19 protein-coding genes are annotated in these 16,805 nt (G+C 50.7%); 11 read left to right on the top strand and 8 right to left on the bottom strand.

Annotated elements, in window-relative coordinates; genetic code table 11:
* The first annotated feature begins 41 nt into the window (after window positions 1–41).
* A complete protein-coding gene (locus HCX92_RS01100; RefSeq protein ID WP_169293075.1) occupies window positions 42–695 on the top strand; it encodes a GNAT family N-acetyltransferase in 654 nt (217 codons plus the stop codon).
* 75 nt (window positions 696–770) lie between these two features.
* Window positions 771–1,688 (top strand): lysine exporter LysO family protein, encoded by a 918-nt coding sequence (locus tag HCX92_RS01095; RefSeq protein WP_169293074.1) that lies wholly within the window; start codon window positions 771–773, stop codon window positions 1,686–1,688.
* On the opposite strand, the gene HCX92_RS01090 is transcribed toward HCX92_RS01095, so the two are convergent.
* The 5 genes from HCX92_RS01090 to HCX92_RS01070 all read right to left on the bottom strand — a co-directional run bounded on the left by HCX92_RS01090 (window position 1,685) and on the right by HCX92_RS01070 (window position 6,725).
* Window positions 1,685–2,710 carry an ABC transporter ATP-binding protein gene (locus HCX92_RS01090; RefSeq protein WP_169293073.1) on the bottom strand — a complete coding sequence of 342 codons (1,026 nt, stop codon included), beginning with the start codon at window positions 2,708–2,710 and terminating at the stop codon, window positions 1,685–1,687. The two genes, HCX92_RS01095 and HCX92_RS01090, sit on opposite strands and share 4 nt — an antisense overlap.
* Entirely contained in the window at window positions 2,698–4,401 is a 1,704-nt protein-coding gene (locus HCX92_RS01085) for an iron ABC transporter permease (RefSeq protein WP_169293072.1), read from the bottom strand. Before HCX92_RS01085 ends, HCX92_RS01090 begins: the two co-directional genes overlap by 13 nt.
* 66 nt (window positions 4,402–4,467) lie before the next feature.
* Window positions 4,468–5,442, bottom strand: coding sequence for an ABC transporter substrate-binding protein (locus HCX92_RS01080; protein WP_169293071.1), 975 nt, complete (start codon window positions 5,440–5,442; stop codon window positions 4,468–4,470).
* A 129-nt stretch (window positions 5,443–5,571) separates the two neighbouring features.
* Window positions 5,572–6,021 (bottom strand): hypothetical protein, encoded by a 450-nt coding sequence (locus tag HCX92_RS01075; RefSeq protein WP_169293070.1) that lies wholly within the window; start codon window positions 6,019–6,021, stop codon window positions 5,572–5,574.
* Window positions 6,021–6,725, bottom strand: a complete 705-nt coding sequence (locus HCX92_RS01070) for a hypothetical protein (RefSeq protein WP_169293069.1) — start codon at window positions 6,723–6,725, stop codon at window positions 6,021–6,023. The genes HCX92_RS01075 and HCX92_RS01070 overlap by 1 nt, the downstream gene beginning before the upstream one ends.
* 204 nt (window positions 6,726–6,929) lie before the next feature.
* On the opposite strand from HCX92_RS01070, the gene HCX92_RS01065 reads away from it, so the two are divergent.
* The 5 genes from HCX92_RS01065 (at window position 6,930) to HCX92_RS01045 (ending at window position 11,452) form a co-directional block, all read left to right on the top strand.
* Window positions 6,930–7,814 carry an EamA family transporter gene (locus HCX92_RS01065; RefSeq protein WP_169293068.1) on the top strand — a complete coding sequence of 295 codons (885 nt, stop codon included), beginning with the start codon at window positions 6,930–6,932 and terminating at the stop codon, window positions 7,812–7,814.
* Between the two features lie 180 nt (window positions 7,815–7,994).
* Window positions 7,995–8,243, top strand: a complete 249-nt coding sequence (locus HCX92_RS01060; protein ID WP_169293067.1) for a GlsB/YeaQ/YmgE family stress response membrane protein — start codon at window positions 7,995–7,997, stop codon at window positions 8,241–8,243.
* A gap of 118 nt (window positions 8,244–8,361) precedes the next feature.
* Complete coding sequence (locus tag HCX92_RS01055; RefSeq protein WP_211182216.1) at window positions 8,362–8,646, top strand: YkvA family protein; 285 nt, start codon at window positions 8,362–8,364, stop codon at window positions 8,644–8,646.
* A 38-nt stretch (window positions 8,647–8,684) separates the two neighbouring features.
* Window positions 8,685–10,061, top strand: coding sequence for a DUF2868 domain-containing protein (locus tag HCX92_RS01050; RefSeq protein WP_169293065.1), 1,377 nt, complete (start codon window positions 8,685–8,687; stop codon window positions 10,059–10,061).
* Complete coding sequence (locus HCX92_RS01045; RefSeq protein ID WP_248289969.1) at window positions 10,061–11,452, top strand: GTPase/DUF3482 domain-containing protein; 1,392 nt, start codon at window positions 10,061–10,063, stop codon at window positions 11,450–11,452. Before HCX92_RS01050 ends, HCX92_RS01045 begins: the two co-directional genes overlap by 1 nt.
* Window positions 11,453–11,621: 169 nt before the next feature.
* Here HCX92_RS01045 and HCX92_RS01040 read toward each other — a convergent pair whose 3' ends face one another.
* Genes HCX92_RS01040 through HCX92_RS01030 form a run of 3 tightly spaced genes read right to left on the bottom strand, consistent with a single transcriptional unit; the run spans window position 11,622 to window position 13,649 of the window.
* On the bottom strand, window positions 11,622–12,119 hold the full coding sequence (locus tag HCX92_RS01040) for a TPM domain-containing protein (protein ID WP_343212400.1): 498 nt from the start codon (window positions 12,117–12,119) through the stop codon (window positions 11,622–11,624).
* Window positions 12,109–13,023, bottom strand: coding sequence for a YgcG family protein (locus HCX92_RS01035; protein ID WP_248289968.1), 915 nt, complete (start codon window positions 13,021–13,023; stop codon window positions 12,109–12,111). The genes HCX92_RS01040 and HCX92_RS01035 overlap by 11 nt, the downstream gene beginning before the upstream one ends.
* A complete protein-coding gene (locus tag HCX92_RS01030; RefSeq protein WP_169293064.1) occupies window positions 13,023–13,649 on the bottom strand; it encodes a LemA family protein in 627 nt (208 codons plus the stop codon). Before HCX92_RS01030 ends, HCX92_RS01035 begins: the two co-directional genes overlap by 1 nt.
* 235 nt (window positions 13,650–13,884) lie before the next feature.
* Between HCX92_RS01030 and HCX92_RS01025 the strand changes: the two genes are divergently transcribed.
* From HCX92_RS01025 to HCX92_RS14835, 4 genes are all read left to right on the top strand, one after another.
* Window positions 13,885–14,484, top strand: a complete 600-nt coding sequence (locus HCX92_RS01025; protein ID WP_169293063.1) for a tetratricopeptide repeat protein — start codon at window positions 13,885–13,887, stop codon at window positions 14,482–14,484.
* A 400-nt stretch (window positions 14,485–14,884) separates the two neighbouring features.
* Window positions 14,885–15,364: a hypothetical protein gene (locus HCX92_RS01020; protein WP_169293062.1), complete on the top strand. Its 480-nt coding sequence runs from the start codon at window positions 14,885–14,887 to the stop codon at window positions 15,362–15,364.
* A 113-nt stretch (window positions 15,365–15,477) separates the two neighbouring features.
* Complete coding sequence (locus HCX92_RS01015) at window positions 15,478–16,110, top strand: LysE family translocator (protein WP_169293061.1); 633 nt, start codon at window positions 15,478–15,480, stop codon at window positions 16,108–16,110.
* Between the two features lie 385 nt (window positions 16,111–16,495).
* The gene (locus tag HCX92_RS14835; protein WP_248289967.1) at window positions 16,496–16,729 is read left to right on the top strand and encodes a hypothetical protein; all 234 of its coding nucleotides are present in this window, start codon (window positions 16,496–16,498) and stop codon (window positions 16,727–16,729) included.
* Window positions 16,730–16,805: the final 76 nt, after the last annotated feature.

Here is a 16,805-nt window from a genome sequence, read left to right as displayed (position 1 = left end):
GATTTTCAACTCTGATTGCTTTTTCTTTATAGTCTTGTACCATGACCCTTTCTTCAGAATCCGGCCAGCCAGCAGTCTGCCCCTTTGTCACCCCCTTCCACCCGATCCAGTTAGAAGGTTTTGGCGTTATTCTCCAACCCATGCGACTGGCGCATGCTGAAGGCCTTAAAAACGCCGCCAGTGATGGTGAACTCTGGAATCTGGTGTATACCTCGGTGCCCGAACCGGGCCAGGAAAAGGCCTATATTGAAGCCGCCCTAAAGGGTCAACAAGACGGCCACATGCTGCCGTTTACCGTCCTTGACGCCAAAACCAAAAAAATAATCGGCACCACCCGCTATCACGATATTGTCGCCGATGTTGCCCGGCTTGAAATTGGCTATACCTGGTATGCCAAATCCTGGCAACGCACCCATGTGAATACCGCCTGCAAATACCTGTTGCTGTTTTATGCTTTCCAAAGCCTGCAGGCCAATGTTGTGGGCTGGCGCACAGACATCATCAACCACACCTCACAAAAAGCCATTGAACGGTTGGGCGCAAAAAAAGACGGCGTGTTACGCGGCCATGCCAAGCGTCGTGACGGCTCTGTCAGGGATACGGTCATGTACAGCGCCACCCGTGAAGAGTGGCCGGCCATCAAAAAAGCACTGAAAGAAAAACTGGCCGCTTTCAATAAAAACAATCCTGCCTGAATCCCATTATTGGCCTCATGCCTGTCACCCATCCATACACGACTAAACCCATGAGGCCCCAAAAAGGCGTCCACCTTGAAAGACCTGCTACTCTCATTATTGCCCATTTGCCTGTATCTGGTTCTTGGCTTGCTCATTGGCAAAATACTGCCTGCCACCCAGTCAGCCCGTTTGGCTCGCCTGATTACACCTTTTGTCTGGCTGCTGCTGTTTGCGATTGGCTATAAATTTGGCCTGCAACTGGAAAACCTGCAAAACGTCACGCAAATTCTGGGGATTGCCACAGCCTATGCCCTGGGGACAAGCGTTTTTTCTTTTGCGGGCTTGTGGCTGCTTTTGCCAAAAAGCCAAAAAAGCACTACCGAAACCACTTCGGACTTTGGTATCTGGCATGTGATTCGGGAATGCGGTATTGCCTTTGCCTTTTTACTGGCCGGTATTGGCCTGGCCAAACTGCTGCTAATGTCGCACATGAATACCGAACTGCTTCCTTCGGTTGAAACCCTTCTGTATATATTGCTGGTGCTCATTGGCGTAGACCTGGTCAATGCCCCGATTTCCCTGAAGTTCCTGCAATTCAGAATCATAGCCACACCCGTGGTGGTCATCCTGTTTTCCCTGCTGGGCGGGGCTGTCGTGGCCTGGTTAATGGGCATGGATATCCGTAATGGCCTGGTCTTGTCCGCCGGCTTTGGCTGGTTCTCACTGTCGGGCGTGATGGTTACGGCCCGTCTGGGTGAATTCTACGGTGCGGCTTCCCTCATGACCGACCTGTTCAGGGAATTGCTGTCCATTGTGGTACTGTTTTTTCTGGGCGCCCGCCATCCGGTTCCTGCCATTGGCACATCGGGGGCAACCGCCATGGATACCACCCTGCCCATTATCAAGAAAATAACCGGTAACCATTACATTGCCACCGCCATTTTCAGCGGGGCGGTACTTAGCCTTGCCGCCCCCTTCCTGCTGGCCTGGCTGCTAACCCTGTTCAGTTAATCCAGCAGGGCCCAGGCCTGTTGCACCTGTACGCAAACTTTGCGTTCAAGCTCCAGACGCGCCGGGTGAAAAAAACCAAGCTCCTGCCCATCTTGCAGGCGAGCGGTGTATTTATAACGCTCGCCTTTGAAAACCCGGCTTAATACCTGCACCTCAAGCCCGTTTTCCACCACCCTGACGTGCTCGGGCCTAACCAGGATGGCCTGCCGGGTTGATCCCAGTGAAGAAGACAGCAATTGCATGACCTCCGGGCCCGACAAAAGACGGTTATCGGTATGGCGGTGCACATGCAGAATCGAACCCTGCCCAATGAAACGGGCCACCCAGGTATTTTGCGGATACTGATACAGCTGCTCGGGCGTATCCCACTGCTCCAGCCGACCGTGGTTCATCACGGCTATCCGGTCGGCCAGTGCCATGGCTTCCGCCTGGTCATGCGTGACATACACAAACGTTGCCCCGGTTCGGCGGTGAAACTCTCGAAAAGTCTCTTCCATGGAAGCCCGCAAATGCTGGTCCAGGTTGGCCAGTGGCTCGTCCAGTAGCACGACGTCGGGATGTGATACCAGACAGCGGGCCAAGGCAACACGCTGGCGCTGGCCCCCGCTAAGATCTTGCGGTGCCCGTTCAGCCAGATGGGACAGATTAACCGTGTCCAGTGCCTGCATGACCTGCTGCCGGTAGTCTTCTCCTTTGACCCCTTTCAGTTTCAGGGCGTAACCGGCGTTGTCCATCACGTTCATGTGAGGCCATAATGCGTACGACTGAAACACCATGCTCATGTTGCGCTGTTCTGGCGGCACGTGCAGATTGTTTCCGGCCAGTTGCCTGCCATCAACCTGAATCGTTCCCTGGTCTACCTGCTCAAAGCCGGCCAGCATGCGTAACAAGGTTGTCTTGCCGCATCCGCTTGGACCCAGCAATGCCACAAAAGAACCTGTAGGCACCTCAAGGCTGAACGCATTCACCACCGGGGTCGTGCCAAACGATTTTCCCACCCTGTCCAATACTAGCTGCGCCATGGAATAACCCCTTTTGGCAGATTGCGGCCCACTATGCCCAACGCCAGCATTAACAACGCAATCATCATAATAATCAAAACGGAAATGGCCGAAGCCAGCACCGTTTCCCCACCATCTTCAAGATTAAAAACCAGCACGCCCAGTGTTTCATTGCCAGCACTCCATAACAGTGCCGAAACGGTCAGCTCATTAACCGCAATCATGAAGACCAGCAGAAAGCCGGCAAAAGCCGCAGGTGCCAGCAAGGGGAATACGATGTCGCGCCATCTGCGTACCATGGAAGCACCACATAACCGGGCGGCCTCTTCAAGCGCACCGTCAAGCTGTAGCATACCCGCATGCACGGGCTTAAAACTAACGGTGAGAAAACGCGACAAATAGGCAAACAGGATAATGCCCAGACTGCCATACAAGCTGATTTGCAAAATAGGAATAGGCTTGGCAAACAGCAAAATACAGGCAATGGCCAGCACCACGCCGGGCAAGGCATAGGGCACATCCACCAGCATCAGGAGAAATGAATACAAACGGCGCGGACGCCTGACGATAACATAAGCCAGTGGCAACGCCAGGCAAGCCAGAATAAATGCGGCACTGAGTGACAGAAACATACTATTTTCAAACGCGCGCCAGGTTACCCCCTGTCCGGCAAGCATATGCGCATAAGCGGAAAAACTGATATTGTCATGACGCAGGGGAACACCAATGGCGGGAACCAGGGAGCTGGCCACCAAAGCCAAGACAGGCAGGACCAGAATGAGTGTAATAATAAGACCCAGGCCAATTTCACAGCCAAGCCGCGATGCGCCCAAATCAAAGGACAGCGGCTTGCCCGGCATGCCAAGCAAAGGCATTTTTGACTGAAACCGATGCTGGACCCACACACCCATCATGGCAATAACCCCCACAATCACAGACAGGCTTGAGACTTCATTAAGCATCAGCGGCCCGAAATCAGCCATTTTCTGGTAGATAAGCGTGGGAAGCACATAATAAGAGGCAGGAATACCCAGCATGGCCGGTATGCCAAAATTACCCAGTGCCGATACAAAAGCAATGGCGGCACCGGCCAGGATGCCGTTTTTGCACAATGGGAAAATCATATCCAGCATAATGCGAAGCTGGGAAGCACCACTTAGGCGAGCCGCTTCAACCAGCTCTTTGGGTAGCACCAGCAAATTGGTTCTGACTGACAAAAAAACCAAAGGGGCATGCTGGATCCCCATGAGCAGGGCAATACCCCAATCGGAATACAGGGGCTGCCGGCTACCCAGCGCCGGGGCGATCCCCAGCAGCTGCAACAGGGCACTGCCCGGCCCCATCAGCTGCAACCAGCTTAACGCCGTTACCTGGGGCGGTATCATCATGGGCAGCATGAACATGAACACCCAGAACGACTTGCCACGGATATTGGTCAAGGCAATGAAAAAAGCCAGCCCTGCCCCCAGCACCAGCGCCAGCAAGGTTGCCAGCACACTGGTATACAAACTGTGCCAGGTTGCCTGCCAAGTGGCCGAAGACCGCAACACTTTCCAGAAACTGGATTTTTCACCCGCCACGATATCGGCTAATGCCTCGCCCAGCAATCGCAGGCTTGGCAAGACATTAACCAGGAAAATAATAAACAGCAGACCCAATACCCACCCATGCCGGGTTGGATTCCTGAAAGAAGAGAGTTGCGGATGTGACATGAAAAAGAAAGGTACAGGCGCTTATGCTGACACACAAGCGCCTGATTTTAAACCACCGTTAGAAAATCAGTTGAACAGTTTACTAAAACCTTCCTTGTCTGTTTCCGAATTTTCCAGTGCCTTGGCTGCATCAAAAGGCAATAGCTTGATCTGGCTGCGTTCAGGGAAACCCGCCGGTGTTTTCATACCGTTGCGGGCAGGCAAATAGCCTTGCTCCAGGACCAGCTGCTGGCCTGGCTCAGACAAGACAAAGTCAACAAACTTGCGGGCCAGTTCAGGCTGCTTGCTGTCTTTCATGATGGCAACCGGTTCGGTCACCAGGCTGACGCCTTCTGTTGGAAACACAAACTCAATCGGCGCACCCTTGGCTTTTTCACGTATGGCCATATAGTCGGCCAGCACGCCATAGGGGCTGGTACCGGAAGCCACGGCTGTCAGGACGCTGCCATTGCCTTTGAGTGCGGAAGCCCCATTTTCCTTGAGGTTTTCATAAAATTGCCAGGAAAAATCAGGGTTGGTGGTCATCGTGGACAGGTGAATTAAGGCAGCACCCGAATACAGCGGACTTGGCATGGCCACCTGATTTTTATATTCGGGTTTGAGCAAATCCTTCCATGAGGCCGGTTTTTGCTTGGCATCGGCATGATGGGCAATGCCGGTGGTAATTAGCTTGGTACCGTAATAATAACCATCCTTGTCAAACAGCGCGGGGTCATATTCTTTGCTTTGCGCAGACAGGTAGGCTGCCAGAATACCTTCTTTTTTAAGCTGCTCCAAAGTAACGCTGTCTGCAATCAGCAACACATCGGGCTTGACCACCCCTGCCGCCATTTCAGCACGCAGCTTGGTGATGAGTTTGGTGGTGCCATCACGCACCCATTCAACCTTAGTACCCGGGTTGGCCTTTTCAAAGGCATCCACCGTCATTTGTGCATCCTGGGCAGGCTGGCTGGTATACAAAACCAGGGTTTCAGCCTGAAGGGAACCACTAAAAACAACACCAGCCAGCAGGGCTGACACAGACAATACACGGAAACTCATATAACCCTCAGAACAATGGAGTCAAACAGGACAGATTTTACATTTTCAGCAAGCTTACGGCAGCCTGTTTACATGATTGTGACAATTAACCTTGTACAGAAAAAGGCCATGCACTTGCCAAACAGCTATTTATTTATTTAGCTTCAGCCAGCATTTAATGTAAAAAGGCATTTTTCTTTTAACAGGGTGTCGCCTGTCAAAAAAAGCATATTCCGGCTTAGGCAATATTTTCAATGTCCAGCATTCGTTCTTTTCAAAAAAAGAAAACCGGATCGTATCATCGTTGTCCACAGCAAGATCACCAAGCATGCCAGCGGTGTATACCGCCGAAAGCTCCAAAGCATCCAGGACGTCCAGTTGCGGACTTAAATAATAGATATGCAATGCTTCTTCAAAGGGACAATCTTCTGTGGTGAACAGCAAAAAATGATCATCAACGCTATATTGTGCCTCTAGGATTTTTCCTGAAACCTCTATACTCCTGTTTAATCCTGTGTTTTCCAGTTGAAGTCCAGGTGTTTCATCAGGATTCTTAATAATATTTTTTATCTTGAACTCATCGGTTTGCCTGATAGACATCAAAAAACCCATCCGAATGTAAAGTCTGCCCCCATCGCCCCCAAAGCCCCACCAATAAACACCCCCATTACCGAACAAACAGGTGCCCCCGGACCACATGCCAAACCTGCAAGAACTCCTCCTGCAGCACTACCAACAAAACCACCACTAATGACTGCCCCTTCCCGTGCTATCGCTTTTTCCTTATTGTCAGCTGAAGTGATGTTATAAATGGCAACCCCAACGGTAACAACCAAAAGACTTTTTCCTAAATTACTGAATCTATTTGCTGCCGTATTTACAGAGGGTCTGGCTCTACCTGAGCTTTCAATAATTTCCAGATATACTTGATTTTGATGAGAAGGAGACAATTTTAAAAAAGATGCTCCGAATTTTCTCTGTGCATATTTTTCGGTCAATTCTGAAAGATCCAAACCGGTATGTTTCAAGTTTACTGCCTTGGCTCTACCTATATCACTTGTGCGCAAGCGTTGAGCTTCCATAATCTGATTCCGCAACTCGTACACTTGCAATGCAGCCTCCCTAGGTTGCATTGCACCTGATGCAACCTTTTTTCTATACTCCTGAGCCAGCATTTTAGTTTGATTAATGTAACTTATTCTTACATTGCCATCCTTAATAAACCGGTAAGCAAAATTTAGCGCCTCTGACTCCATTACAGTCAAAGCAACTTCTAATTCATTTCTGTCATCTATATTATTCATTTTCTTTTCCTTTATTAATATTTTTTTATATAAGCCAAAAGCTGACATCTGTACAATAAAGCGTACAACTTCAATTATTTTTATAATGCACGCATGTTACAGAACCGTGACAAGTAAAGCCCATAAAGAACTTGGCAACGCATGTTATGATTACAGACTCTTTCATGTAAAACCTCAGTACAGCCCCTTTCCCAGGACTCCATCATGCCTTTGATCGACTGGTTTTCCGCCTTGCTTGTCATTGTGGTTTGGGGCATCAATTTCATTGCGATCAAATTCGGGCTGGTTGATTTTCCACCTTTATTGCTGGGCGCACTGCGTTTCATGGCGGTTGTATTTCCAGCCATATTTTTTATCAAGCGCCCCAACATTTCATTCAAGCTGCTGCTTGTCTATGGTTTAACCATCAGTTTCGGGCAGTTTGCTTTCCTGTTTACCTCGCTGGCGGTTGGTATGCCAGCCGGACTGGCTTCCCTGCTTTTACAGGTACAGGCTTTTTTCACGGTCCTGCTGGCCGCCCTGGTGCAGCATGAAAAAATCAGGCCCCATAACCTGCTGGCGATTGCCATTTCCCTGCTTGGCCTGTTCATTATTAACGCCAATGCCGATGCCGGACACCCCATTCCCTTCCTGGGGCTGGTGTTTATTTTTCTGGCCGCCTTTAGCTGGTCTACCGGCAATATTGTCATCAAGCAGGCCAAAAATGTAAACATGCTAAGTCTGGTGGTCTGGGGCGCTACCATTCCCATTATCCCCTTCCTGCTTTGCTCATGGATTTTTGAAGGTGGCAACCTTATGGTAACCAGCCTGCAATCGGCCACCTTTACCGGCATTGCTTCTATCATGTACCTGTCTTATGGCGCAACGCTGGTGGGTTACGTATTGTGGGGACGCCTGCTTGGCAAGCACCCTGTAGGCCTTATTGCCCCTTTAACCCTGCTGGTGCCGGTGGTTGGCCTGCTGTCTGCCACATGGGTTCTGGACGAAAAATTGTCCACCCTGCAATGGCTGGGCGGTGCTGTCGTCATGCTGGGCCTGATTGTAAACGTTTTTGGCCCCAGGTTGCGCAAACTGGTTCTCTCCCATTGAGCCCCTGGCAAATACATTTATAATCAAAGGTGAACAATTTATTACCTTATAGATAAAGATATAAACAACAATTACCCTTAAACTTTCAAGTCCACATCCTGAAACATTTACGGCCTTGATTACAGGTAAACAAGCCTTACATTGTAAACATTAAGGCCTCATCCACTTGGAGCGTCATGAATGGATATTATCTGGGAAATTGTCATTGGTTTTCTGGTTGGTCTGGTGGCTCGTGCCCTAATGCCCGGCTCCCAATCATTGGGATTAATCATGACGACCCTGCTGGGTATTGTTGGCTCAGTCGTTGCCACCCATTTAGGTGTTGCTGTAGGTATTTACGAAGCCGGCAGCAGCGCGCGCTTTATTGGTTCGGTTGTTGGTGCCATGATTGTCCTGTTTGTTTATGGTGTAATCGCCAAAAAGAGATAGTGGCACGCCTGATCAATAGCGCATTCCAACACCCACAATTTTTTAAGGAAAAATAATGATTCAGTCCCGTTTCGGTGACCAATCAAGCTCTCGCAATCCTTCAGGCGTCATCAGCAAAATGGCACGCCTGGCAAAAAAGGCCGGCCGGCCTGTCATTGAAAAAGCCCTTTTCCTGTTTTTTGCCGTACACAACCCTAAAACACCGGCTTGGGCAAAACGCGTTATTTACGGTGCACTGGCCTATCTTGTCTTGCCGGTTGATGCCATTCCCGACCTGATGCCGATTGCCGGTTTTACCGATGACCTGGGTATTATTACCGCGGCCCTGGCAACGGTCTCTTTATATATTACCGCCGATGTTAAACAACAGGCACGACAAACATTAGACAAGTGGTTTGAATAAAGGCAATAATCGTTTATTTGCATTACTCACGATTATTTATGCCGCAGCACTCACTCAAGGATTACTGGATTACCGAAACCCTAAGGCTTAGGGAAGAACACTGGGGGCCCATTGAAGATACCACCCTGCTCCACCAGATCCGCCACAGCCAGGAACCTGTCAGCCAAAAAATCATCCAGCGCGCCACCCTGATCGCCAAGCGGGACGGGCTGGCGGCCACCATCGACAAATGGCGTGGCAACGCACGCCTGGCTTTTTGGGCCATGGCATTGCTGGCCATGCTTACAGGTATCGGCATGGCGGCCAGCGCCCTGGGAACAGCGCATGTCAACCTGCTACTGGCACTGGTTGCCTTGCTGGGCCTGCACGCCATTACCTACTTATTCTGGCTGCTGTCTTTTCTAGCCCCTTACCATGGCGGCACCTTGCTGGGCCAGGCCTGGCTTTGGCTGGGTAAAAAGCTGGCCCGTGGGCCCGATGCCACCCTGGCCCCACAGGCATTTATTAATATCCTTAACCAGAACAACGGCCTGCGCTGGCTGTTGTCGGCCATCAGCCATGGAATCTGGGTTGTGATCATGGCGACTGGCATTATCACTCTGCTGGCTCTGCTGGCGGCCCGGCAATATACCTTCGGCTGGGAAACCACCATCCTGCCCGCCTCTTCCTTTGTGTCCATCACCCAGGGTATTGGTTTTTTGCCGCATTTACTGGGTTTTTCCATTCCTTCGGCTGATATCATCCAGCAAAGCAGTGGCCTGCAAACTGCCGGTCCCGCATCACAGGCCATCTGGTCTTCCTGGCTGATTGGTGCAGTCATGGTGTACGGTTTGCTGCTGCGCCTGGCCAGCCTGCTGCTGTGCCTTTGGAAAACCCGACAAGCCATCCACCAAATACAGATTGATGAAACCCTGCCCGCCTATGCCGGCCTGGTCGACCGCCTGTCCGCGCACAGTGAGCATATCGGGGTGGATGCCCCCGCCCCGGCCTTGCAAACCGCCCGGCGCAACACCCATCCTGCACTGGCACCGGCAGGCAGCCCGCTGGTGGTGGGGCTGGAGTTAAGCCCACGCGCGCCATGGCCGCCCTTTACCCTGCCCGCCACCGTGCATGACCAGGGCAAGCTCGAAAGCCGGGAACAGCGCCATCAGCTGCTGGCACATATGAGTCGCCAAACCGTACCCGCCCTGCTGATTGTGTGTGATGCCGCGCAAACCCCCGATCGCGGCACCCTGCATCTCATTACCGACCTGTCCAATCTGGCTTCGCGTACCGATATCTACCTGCAAACCGGTCACGACACAGCGGAAAACCGCCTGGAATTATGGAAAGAGCGCCTGCAGCAGGCAGGCTTTGGCATTGAACAGTTGCATGACACACAAAAAACACTGCCACAATGGATTCAGGCAAGTTGATGAATATGGAACCAAATAAAATATTGCATCTGGCGGTCGTTGGCCACACCAACACCGGCAAAACCTCATTATTAAGAACCCTTACCCATGATACCGGGTTTGGAGAGGTTGCCGACTTTCCCGGCACCACCCGCCATGTGGAAGGTGCCCGCCTGTTCCTGAATGGACAGGCAGCGGTTGAACTGTTTGACACCCCGGGGCTGGAAGACGGCATTGCCCTGCTGGATTACCTGGACCAGCTTAAAGCGCAGACCCGGCAAGATTCATCCCGTTTTGATGGCCCGGAAAGCATTCAGCAGTTTCTGGACACCCCGGAAAGCAGGCAGCGTTTTGAACAGGAAGCCCGGGTTTTACGCAAACTGCTGGAATGTGATGCCGGTTTGTATGTCATTGATATTCGCGACCCCGTACTGGCCAAGCACCGGGATGAACTGGCCATTTTAAGCCGGTGCGGACGACCGCTGGTGCCCATTCTTAATTTCATGCACAGCAGTCCCAATTACCTTGCTGACTGGAAAGAATCCCTAAGCCGCCTGGGCCTGCATTTAAGCATTGAGTTTGACTCGGTTGCCCCGGCCCTGGATGGTGAAGAACAGCTTTACCAGAAGCTGGCCCTGGTCCTGGACGGCCATGCCGCTACCCTGAAAGCGCTATCTGAAGACATCCACCGGCAGCGCAAACTGCGACGGGACATTGCCTACAACATGATTGCCGAGCTCCTGATTGATGTGGCCGCTTTTCGCTATACCTGCGCGGGTGATGAAGAAAGCATCAAAAGCGCCACGGCCCTGTTACAGGACGTGATCCGCCAGCGGGAGCAGGAAAGCATCCAGGCCCTGCTAACGCATTACCGTTTCAGGCAGGAAGACTATCCCGACCAGACCCTGCCCATTGAAGGTGGGCGCTGGGGCATGGACCTGTTCCAACCGCAAGCATTGATGGAAATGGGCATCCAGGTGAGTAAAGGGTTTGTGGCCGGGGCCATGGCCGGCGCAGCGGTCGATGTCATGTCAGCCGGACTAAGTCTGGGCACCGCCACCCTGATTGGTGGCGTGATTGGCAGCGTATGGCAAGGTGTGGACAAGTTTGGCAAGCGCATTCTGGGCAAGCTGCAGGGCTACCGCGAAATTACCCTTGATGACGCGATTATCCGCCTGCTGGGCATCCGCAGCCTGCAATTGCTTAATGCCCTGGAAATGCGTGGCCACGCAGACCAGCGCCCCATTATGCTGAACACGGAAACCGTTACCGGCCAATTCAAGGACGGTGACCTGCCGGAGGAGATCCTGGAAGCACGCACCCTGCCCCAGTGGTCCAAAATGAGTGAACATTTTGAAACCGGTGCCCGCCGTAATGCGGCCATCAAGTCGCTGGCCAGCAAGCTTCGTTGAGTTCCTGGCTCCCACGCAGGAGCATGGGAGCGAGAAAGGTGTCCAACGCCTGGAGGTCAGACCAGGAACATTCCTGGTTCCCATGCTCCTGCGTGGGAACCGCTACATGATATGTCTGGCTTCCGTTCTCCGCGTGGGAACGCTCCGCGTCGTACGGAAACGCCTGCCCTTAAAGCATCACCGGCGCATCAGGCAGGAAATTGGGGCCATTTTCACCCGCTTCCTGAGCGCAATATTGGGCCAGAATGGCCTCTAGCCCCATCACCGCTTCGGTCAGGCCTTCCTGGTATTGGTCTTCGGCAAAACGCAGTTCCAGCCCGGTGCAAATCGCCTTCCATTCATGCTCTGCCGCTTTCAGACCCTTATCGGCAACAATTTCAATCTTGTGCCGGTCTAGCGCGATATACAGCAACACCCCCGTATTATGGGGCGTATCCCATACCCGCAGGCGGCCAAATACTTCCAGGGCCCGTTCGGCACTGCTTTTTACATGCGAAGGCATGGCCGCTTCTATGGCGACAACCAGCTCGCCATGATGATGGGTTTCTTCACTTAAGCGGATCTGCTCGGTAATGTCCTTCATGAAACCGGCGTGAAAATGCTTGCGTCGCAGCCACCAGCCATGCATAGAATCCAGATCGAGCCATTTTAACCATTTACCAGCCACCGGATGCTCCTCCTCCGCCACTGCTTCCGCCACCACCGCCGCCGAAGCCACCGCCCCCACCAAAACCGCTGCCACCGCCACCAAAGCCGCCGCTCCCAAAACCACCACCAAAACCGTCACGTCTGCCACGGCCACGGCTGGCACTGCTGATCTTGCGTGCAGGCATGAATTTATGGGCAATAAAACTGATTAAAAACCCGCCCACGGCACCCAGCAGGGCAAAACCGAAGCTGCCGGTGACACCAAAAATAACCACCCCGGCAATGACCGCTGCCAGAATGGCCGGCCACATGGAAATAAAAAACACCAGGAAAATGAAAAACGGCCAGTCACCTTCATCAAAATCGGATGACTGCTGCCAATCATTAACGGGTGGGGGCAGTTCTTCGGTTTCAATCAGGTCCACCAGCGCATCAACGCCGGCCTGTACGCCACCGGCATAGTCGTCCATCTTGAAATGCGGTGCCACATGATCATTGATAATCCGCGAGGCAAGGACATCGGGCACTGCACCTTCCAGGCCATAGCCCACTTCCAGCCGCATGCGGCGGTCATCCTTGGCAATCAAGAAAAGAATGCCATCATCCACCTTGGCCCGGCCCACTTTCCATTCATCAAAAACCCGGCGCGAATAGGTTTCAACCGTATCGGGCCCCACCGTGGGCACCATTAGCACAAACACCTGGGCACCCTTGCTTTTTTCAAGGGCCTCCAGTTTTTGTTCGATGTCAGCCTGCTGCGTAACAGAAAGCGTACCTGTCAGATCGCTTACCCGCGCCTGCAGGTTGGGTACGGGCACCCGTTCCTGGGCGCTGGCCTGCCACCCGGCCAATGCCAGCAGCATGAAAAGCAATGACAGGACATAGCGTGTCATAGCGGGGCAACGGAAAGCTGAGGCAGACATTACTGTACCGTTGCGGGTTGATTGGCCCGTGGCGAAGTATCAAATTTCACTTCGGGAACGCGCATGATTTCCGCCTGGTTTTCCACCCCGAAATTGGGTTTGACATCGTAGCCAAAGATTTTGGCGGTAATCAAGGTGGGGAACGTACGGATCAGCGTATTGTAGCCTTGCACTTCTTTAATATAACGGCCGCGAGCAGTGGCAATGCGGTTTTCAGTGCCTTCCAGCTGTACGTTCAGGTCGCGGAACAGGGCATCTGCCTTGAGTTGCGGGTAGTTTTCTGACACCGCAATCAAACGGGACAATGCTGAAGTAAGCTGCCCCTGGGCGGCCTGGAACTGGGCCAACTCTTCGCCGGTAGGCAGTTTATCTGCCGAGACCTGCACCGACCCTACCCGGGAACGGGCATTGGTCACTTCGATCAATACCTCGCGCTCATTAACCATATAGGCATTCACACTGGACACCAGCTGGGGTACCAGGTCGGCACGACGCTGGTACTGGTTAAGCGTCTCGGACCAGGCAGCCTTGACGCTTTCATCCAGTGTCTGGATTTGGTTATAGCCGCAACCTGACAGCAGCGTTGAAAGCAAAAAAACACTAATGAGGGATAGGATTCGTTTCATAGTTTCTCTTTAAAACTTGGATAGGCAGGTTCAAGGTCTAAACAAGCCTGCTCAGTGGGATTATATCCTGCCTATCCGGGCAAGCCGTTGTAAAAAAACGGCGTAACAGGGTAATCGGGTTAATTAATGCAAAAAACCAAGACAAACAAGCCAAGCCTGGTCTGATCGTTACAAAACAAATAAACTTAAAATATAAGTTACAATATGAAACTATTAAAAATGGGAGTTATTCAGCATGTTACGCCAATTTATTATTGTTTTAACACTCGGTTTATATGCCACACTGGGAAACAGCTTTGCTGCGCAAACTAATCAAAATATTCAAACAATTATTCAAAAAGCAGAACAAGGTAATACAGAGGCCCAGTTTATGCTGGGCTTCATGTACGCCCAAGGACAAGGTGTCCGTCAAAATTATGCCCAAGCCCGACAATGGTATCAAAAAGCGGCAAAACAAGGCTTTGCGGCTGCCCAGTCTAGTCTGGGCTTCATGTACGCACACGGCCAAGGCGTTCATCAAAATTATGCCCAAGCCCGACAATGGTTTGAACAAGCAGCAGAACAAGGCTATGCAGAGGCACAGTATAACCTGGGCGTCATGTACGACCAAGGTTTAGGTGTCCGTCAAAATTATATCCAAGCCCGACAGTGGTATCAAAAAGCAGCGAAACAAAGCTATGCAAAGGCTCAGTTTAATCTGGGCTTCATGTATGCCCAAGGCCAAGGTGTCCGTCAAGATTATGCCCAAGCAAAAGACTGGTATGGCAAGGCATGCGACGAAGGTGAGCAGAAAGGTTGTGATGCATACAGAGAATTAAATCAAAATAAGTATTGAAGTATTTCTGACAATTGTAAATAAAACTGCGTAAAACCGTAAATGGTAAACAGTAAAAAATGCACTGGACGCCTCACCCAGAGACAGCATAAATAAGCGAACGTGAAGGTGTTATACAATCACTTCAACCGATTGGAACTTATTGTCGTTTTTTCGACGAGAAAATTCAAAATGGTACAGAGTGGAGCATTACAGATCAGAGGTAAATCAGCTCAAACGAAAATATATTTCAAAAAGTAATTTTTGAAATATATTGTAAATTATTAATTTATGCGTTATGCTTCTTCAGCAAAATCAACCCTATCGGGCTATACCGCCTATACGATGATCAAATCCATAGGGGGTCAATATATGTTATGCCTTGTTCCCAGTTTCATCCTTACATTCTCTTGGAGAAGTTATGAAGTATTTTATAGGCGCTCTTGTCCTGTCGCTTGTCACGACCCCAACATTTGCTAATAATTCTAAATACGTTAAATTTGCCCTAGATATGGCGCATGATCGAGGTTATTTTGGCTGCGATAAAGCAATTAAGGATGCATTTTCAATTGCTGGCGGTGATGACATGAGGGTCGTGACAGATAAATTTGATGATCTAAGCGATTCACTGAAGATGACGGTAGCATACGGTAAAGAAGGTGACTCTATATTGATGGAGGCTGAATTTAGGAAATCACAAGGGCACTGTTATTCAACCATTTCAGCATTGACATCAGCTACTAAATCATGCGCTGCCTATCTATCAGAAATGAGCGCGTTCAAATACGAAACGGAAACCTTAGACTACATCTGGGCCAAAAATGCCGGTGGAGTGAATATGATTCTTCGCCCCTTAGGAGCAAATTGTATAGCTATATTTCAGAGGACAGCAAAATTCTGAGTCATTATCCCACTAGGATTAGGTAAATACAGAGACGGTAAATTTCAACGCTGGAGTCATGGTAAAATTCAAGGTTCTGCCTTATTTTCCAACTCTCAGCGCCCACCCTCACCATGTCTCTTTCCGTCTGGCTTACCCTTTTTGCCGCTTCCTGGGCTATTTCAATCTCACCCGGGCCGGGTGCCGTGGCGTCCATGTCGTCGGGTTTGCGCTTTGGATTCAAACGCGGGTACTGGAATGCCATTGGCCTGGCTATTGGCCTGGCCATCCAGTTTGTAATTAGCGTGATTGGTGTGGGTGCCCTGCTGGCCACCTCTGAAATGGCATTTAATATCGTTAAATGGGCGGGCGTACTTTATCTTATTTACCTGGGCTATAAACAATACCGCTCACCGGTGGCCATGATCCGGCTTGAACAGGATTCCGTACAAAATACGCCTACACACAAACTGGTATTGCAGGGTATCCTGGTGAATATCATGAACCCCAAAGGGGCCATTTTCCTGCTGGCGGTCATTCCGCAATTTCTTGACCTGTCCAAGCCGCTGCTTATCCAATATGCGTTAATTGCCACTACCCTGTGCGCTGTAGACCTGGCCGTTATGGCCGTTTATACCGGGCTGGCTGCCAAGGTCATGCACCTGATGCGCAACCCGCATCATGCGGCCAGAATGAATAAATTCTTTGGAGTTTTATTTATTCTGGCCGCCCTGTTTATGGCAGGCATGGGGCAGAAATTGGGCTAAGAGGTGTTCCTGTACAGGAAGCTGGCTGTATGCGTTTCCACGCAGAGCGTCACTGCCATTAAGTTAAGGAAAATCCATTTAAAAACAATGTTTTTTTCTGTCGTTTATGAAAGCTGAACAGTCCCCTTGATGATGTTTTTTTACGGGGCGGATTACGGTAGCGCCGTTCCAGACAAGGATTGGTCAGTAACGATTCCAGCCCGGACAGATACACGGTGGCATGGAAGTCTTGCCGGACGGCTTCTTTTTGAGAGTATTAGAGGTGAGTTTGCATTGATTTAACTTGTTGATCAAGCTTATTAAGCCTATAAAATTCATAAGAATGAAACAATTGATCACATAAAATGATCGTTGTAATTATTTACATGATTAAAGGGTTTAGTTAATGGAAGAAGGCCTGAGTATTGCATTATCGCCCGTTCAATTGGCAGCAATTTTAACAAATTCATCAATTAGTGAGGGAGAGACTTTTTCTAATCGCCTGTGGGGTGGAGTAGGGGTTGTCGGAGGGCTGCTTGAAATGGGCCTGGCCGGAGGAATGTGTCTTTTGCCTGAACCAACAACTTTAAGTAAAGTGGGTTGTGTAGTTGTTGGAACACATGGGGTAGATGTTTTGTAACGCTCCGCCCAGTGCCGTCTTGAATTTCCTCGTAGAAAAACGACAATAGGTTCCAATCTATTTTTAGGTTGGAACT

This window comes from Advenella sp. EE-W14 (assembly GCF_012923605.1).
GTDB classification, from domain to species: Bacteria; Pseudomonadota; Gammaproteobacteria; order Burkholderiales; family Burkholderiaceae_B; genus Advenella; species Advenella alkanexedens.
Note: the sequence above shows the minus strand (reverse complement) of the source record. Positions and strands in the feature narration are given on the sequence as shown.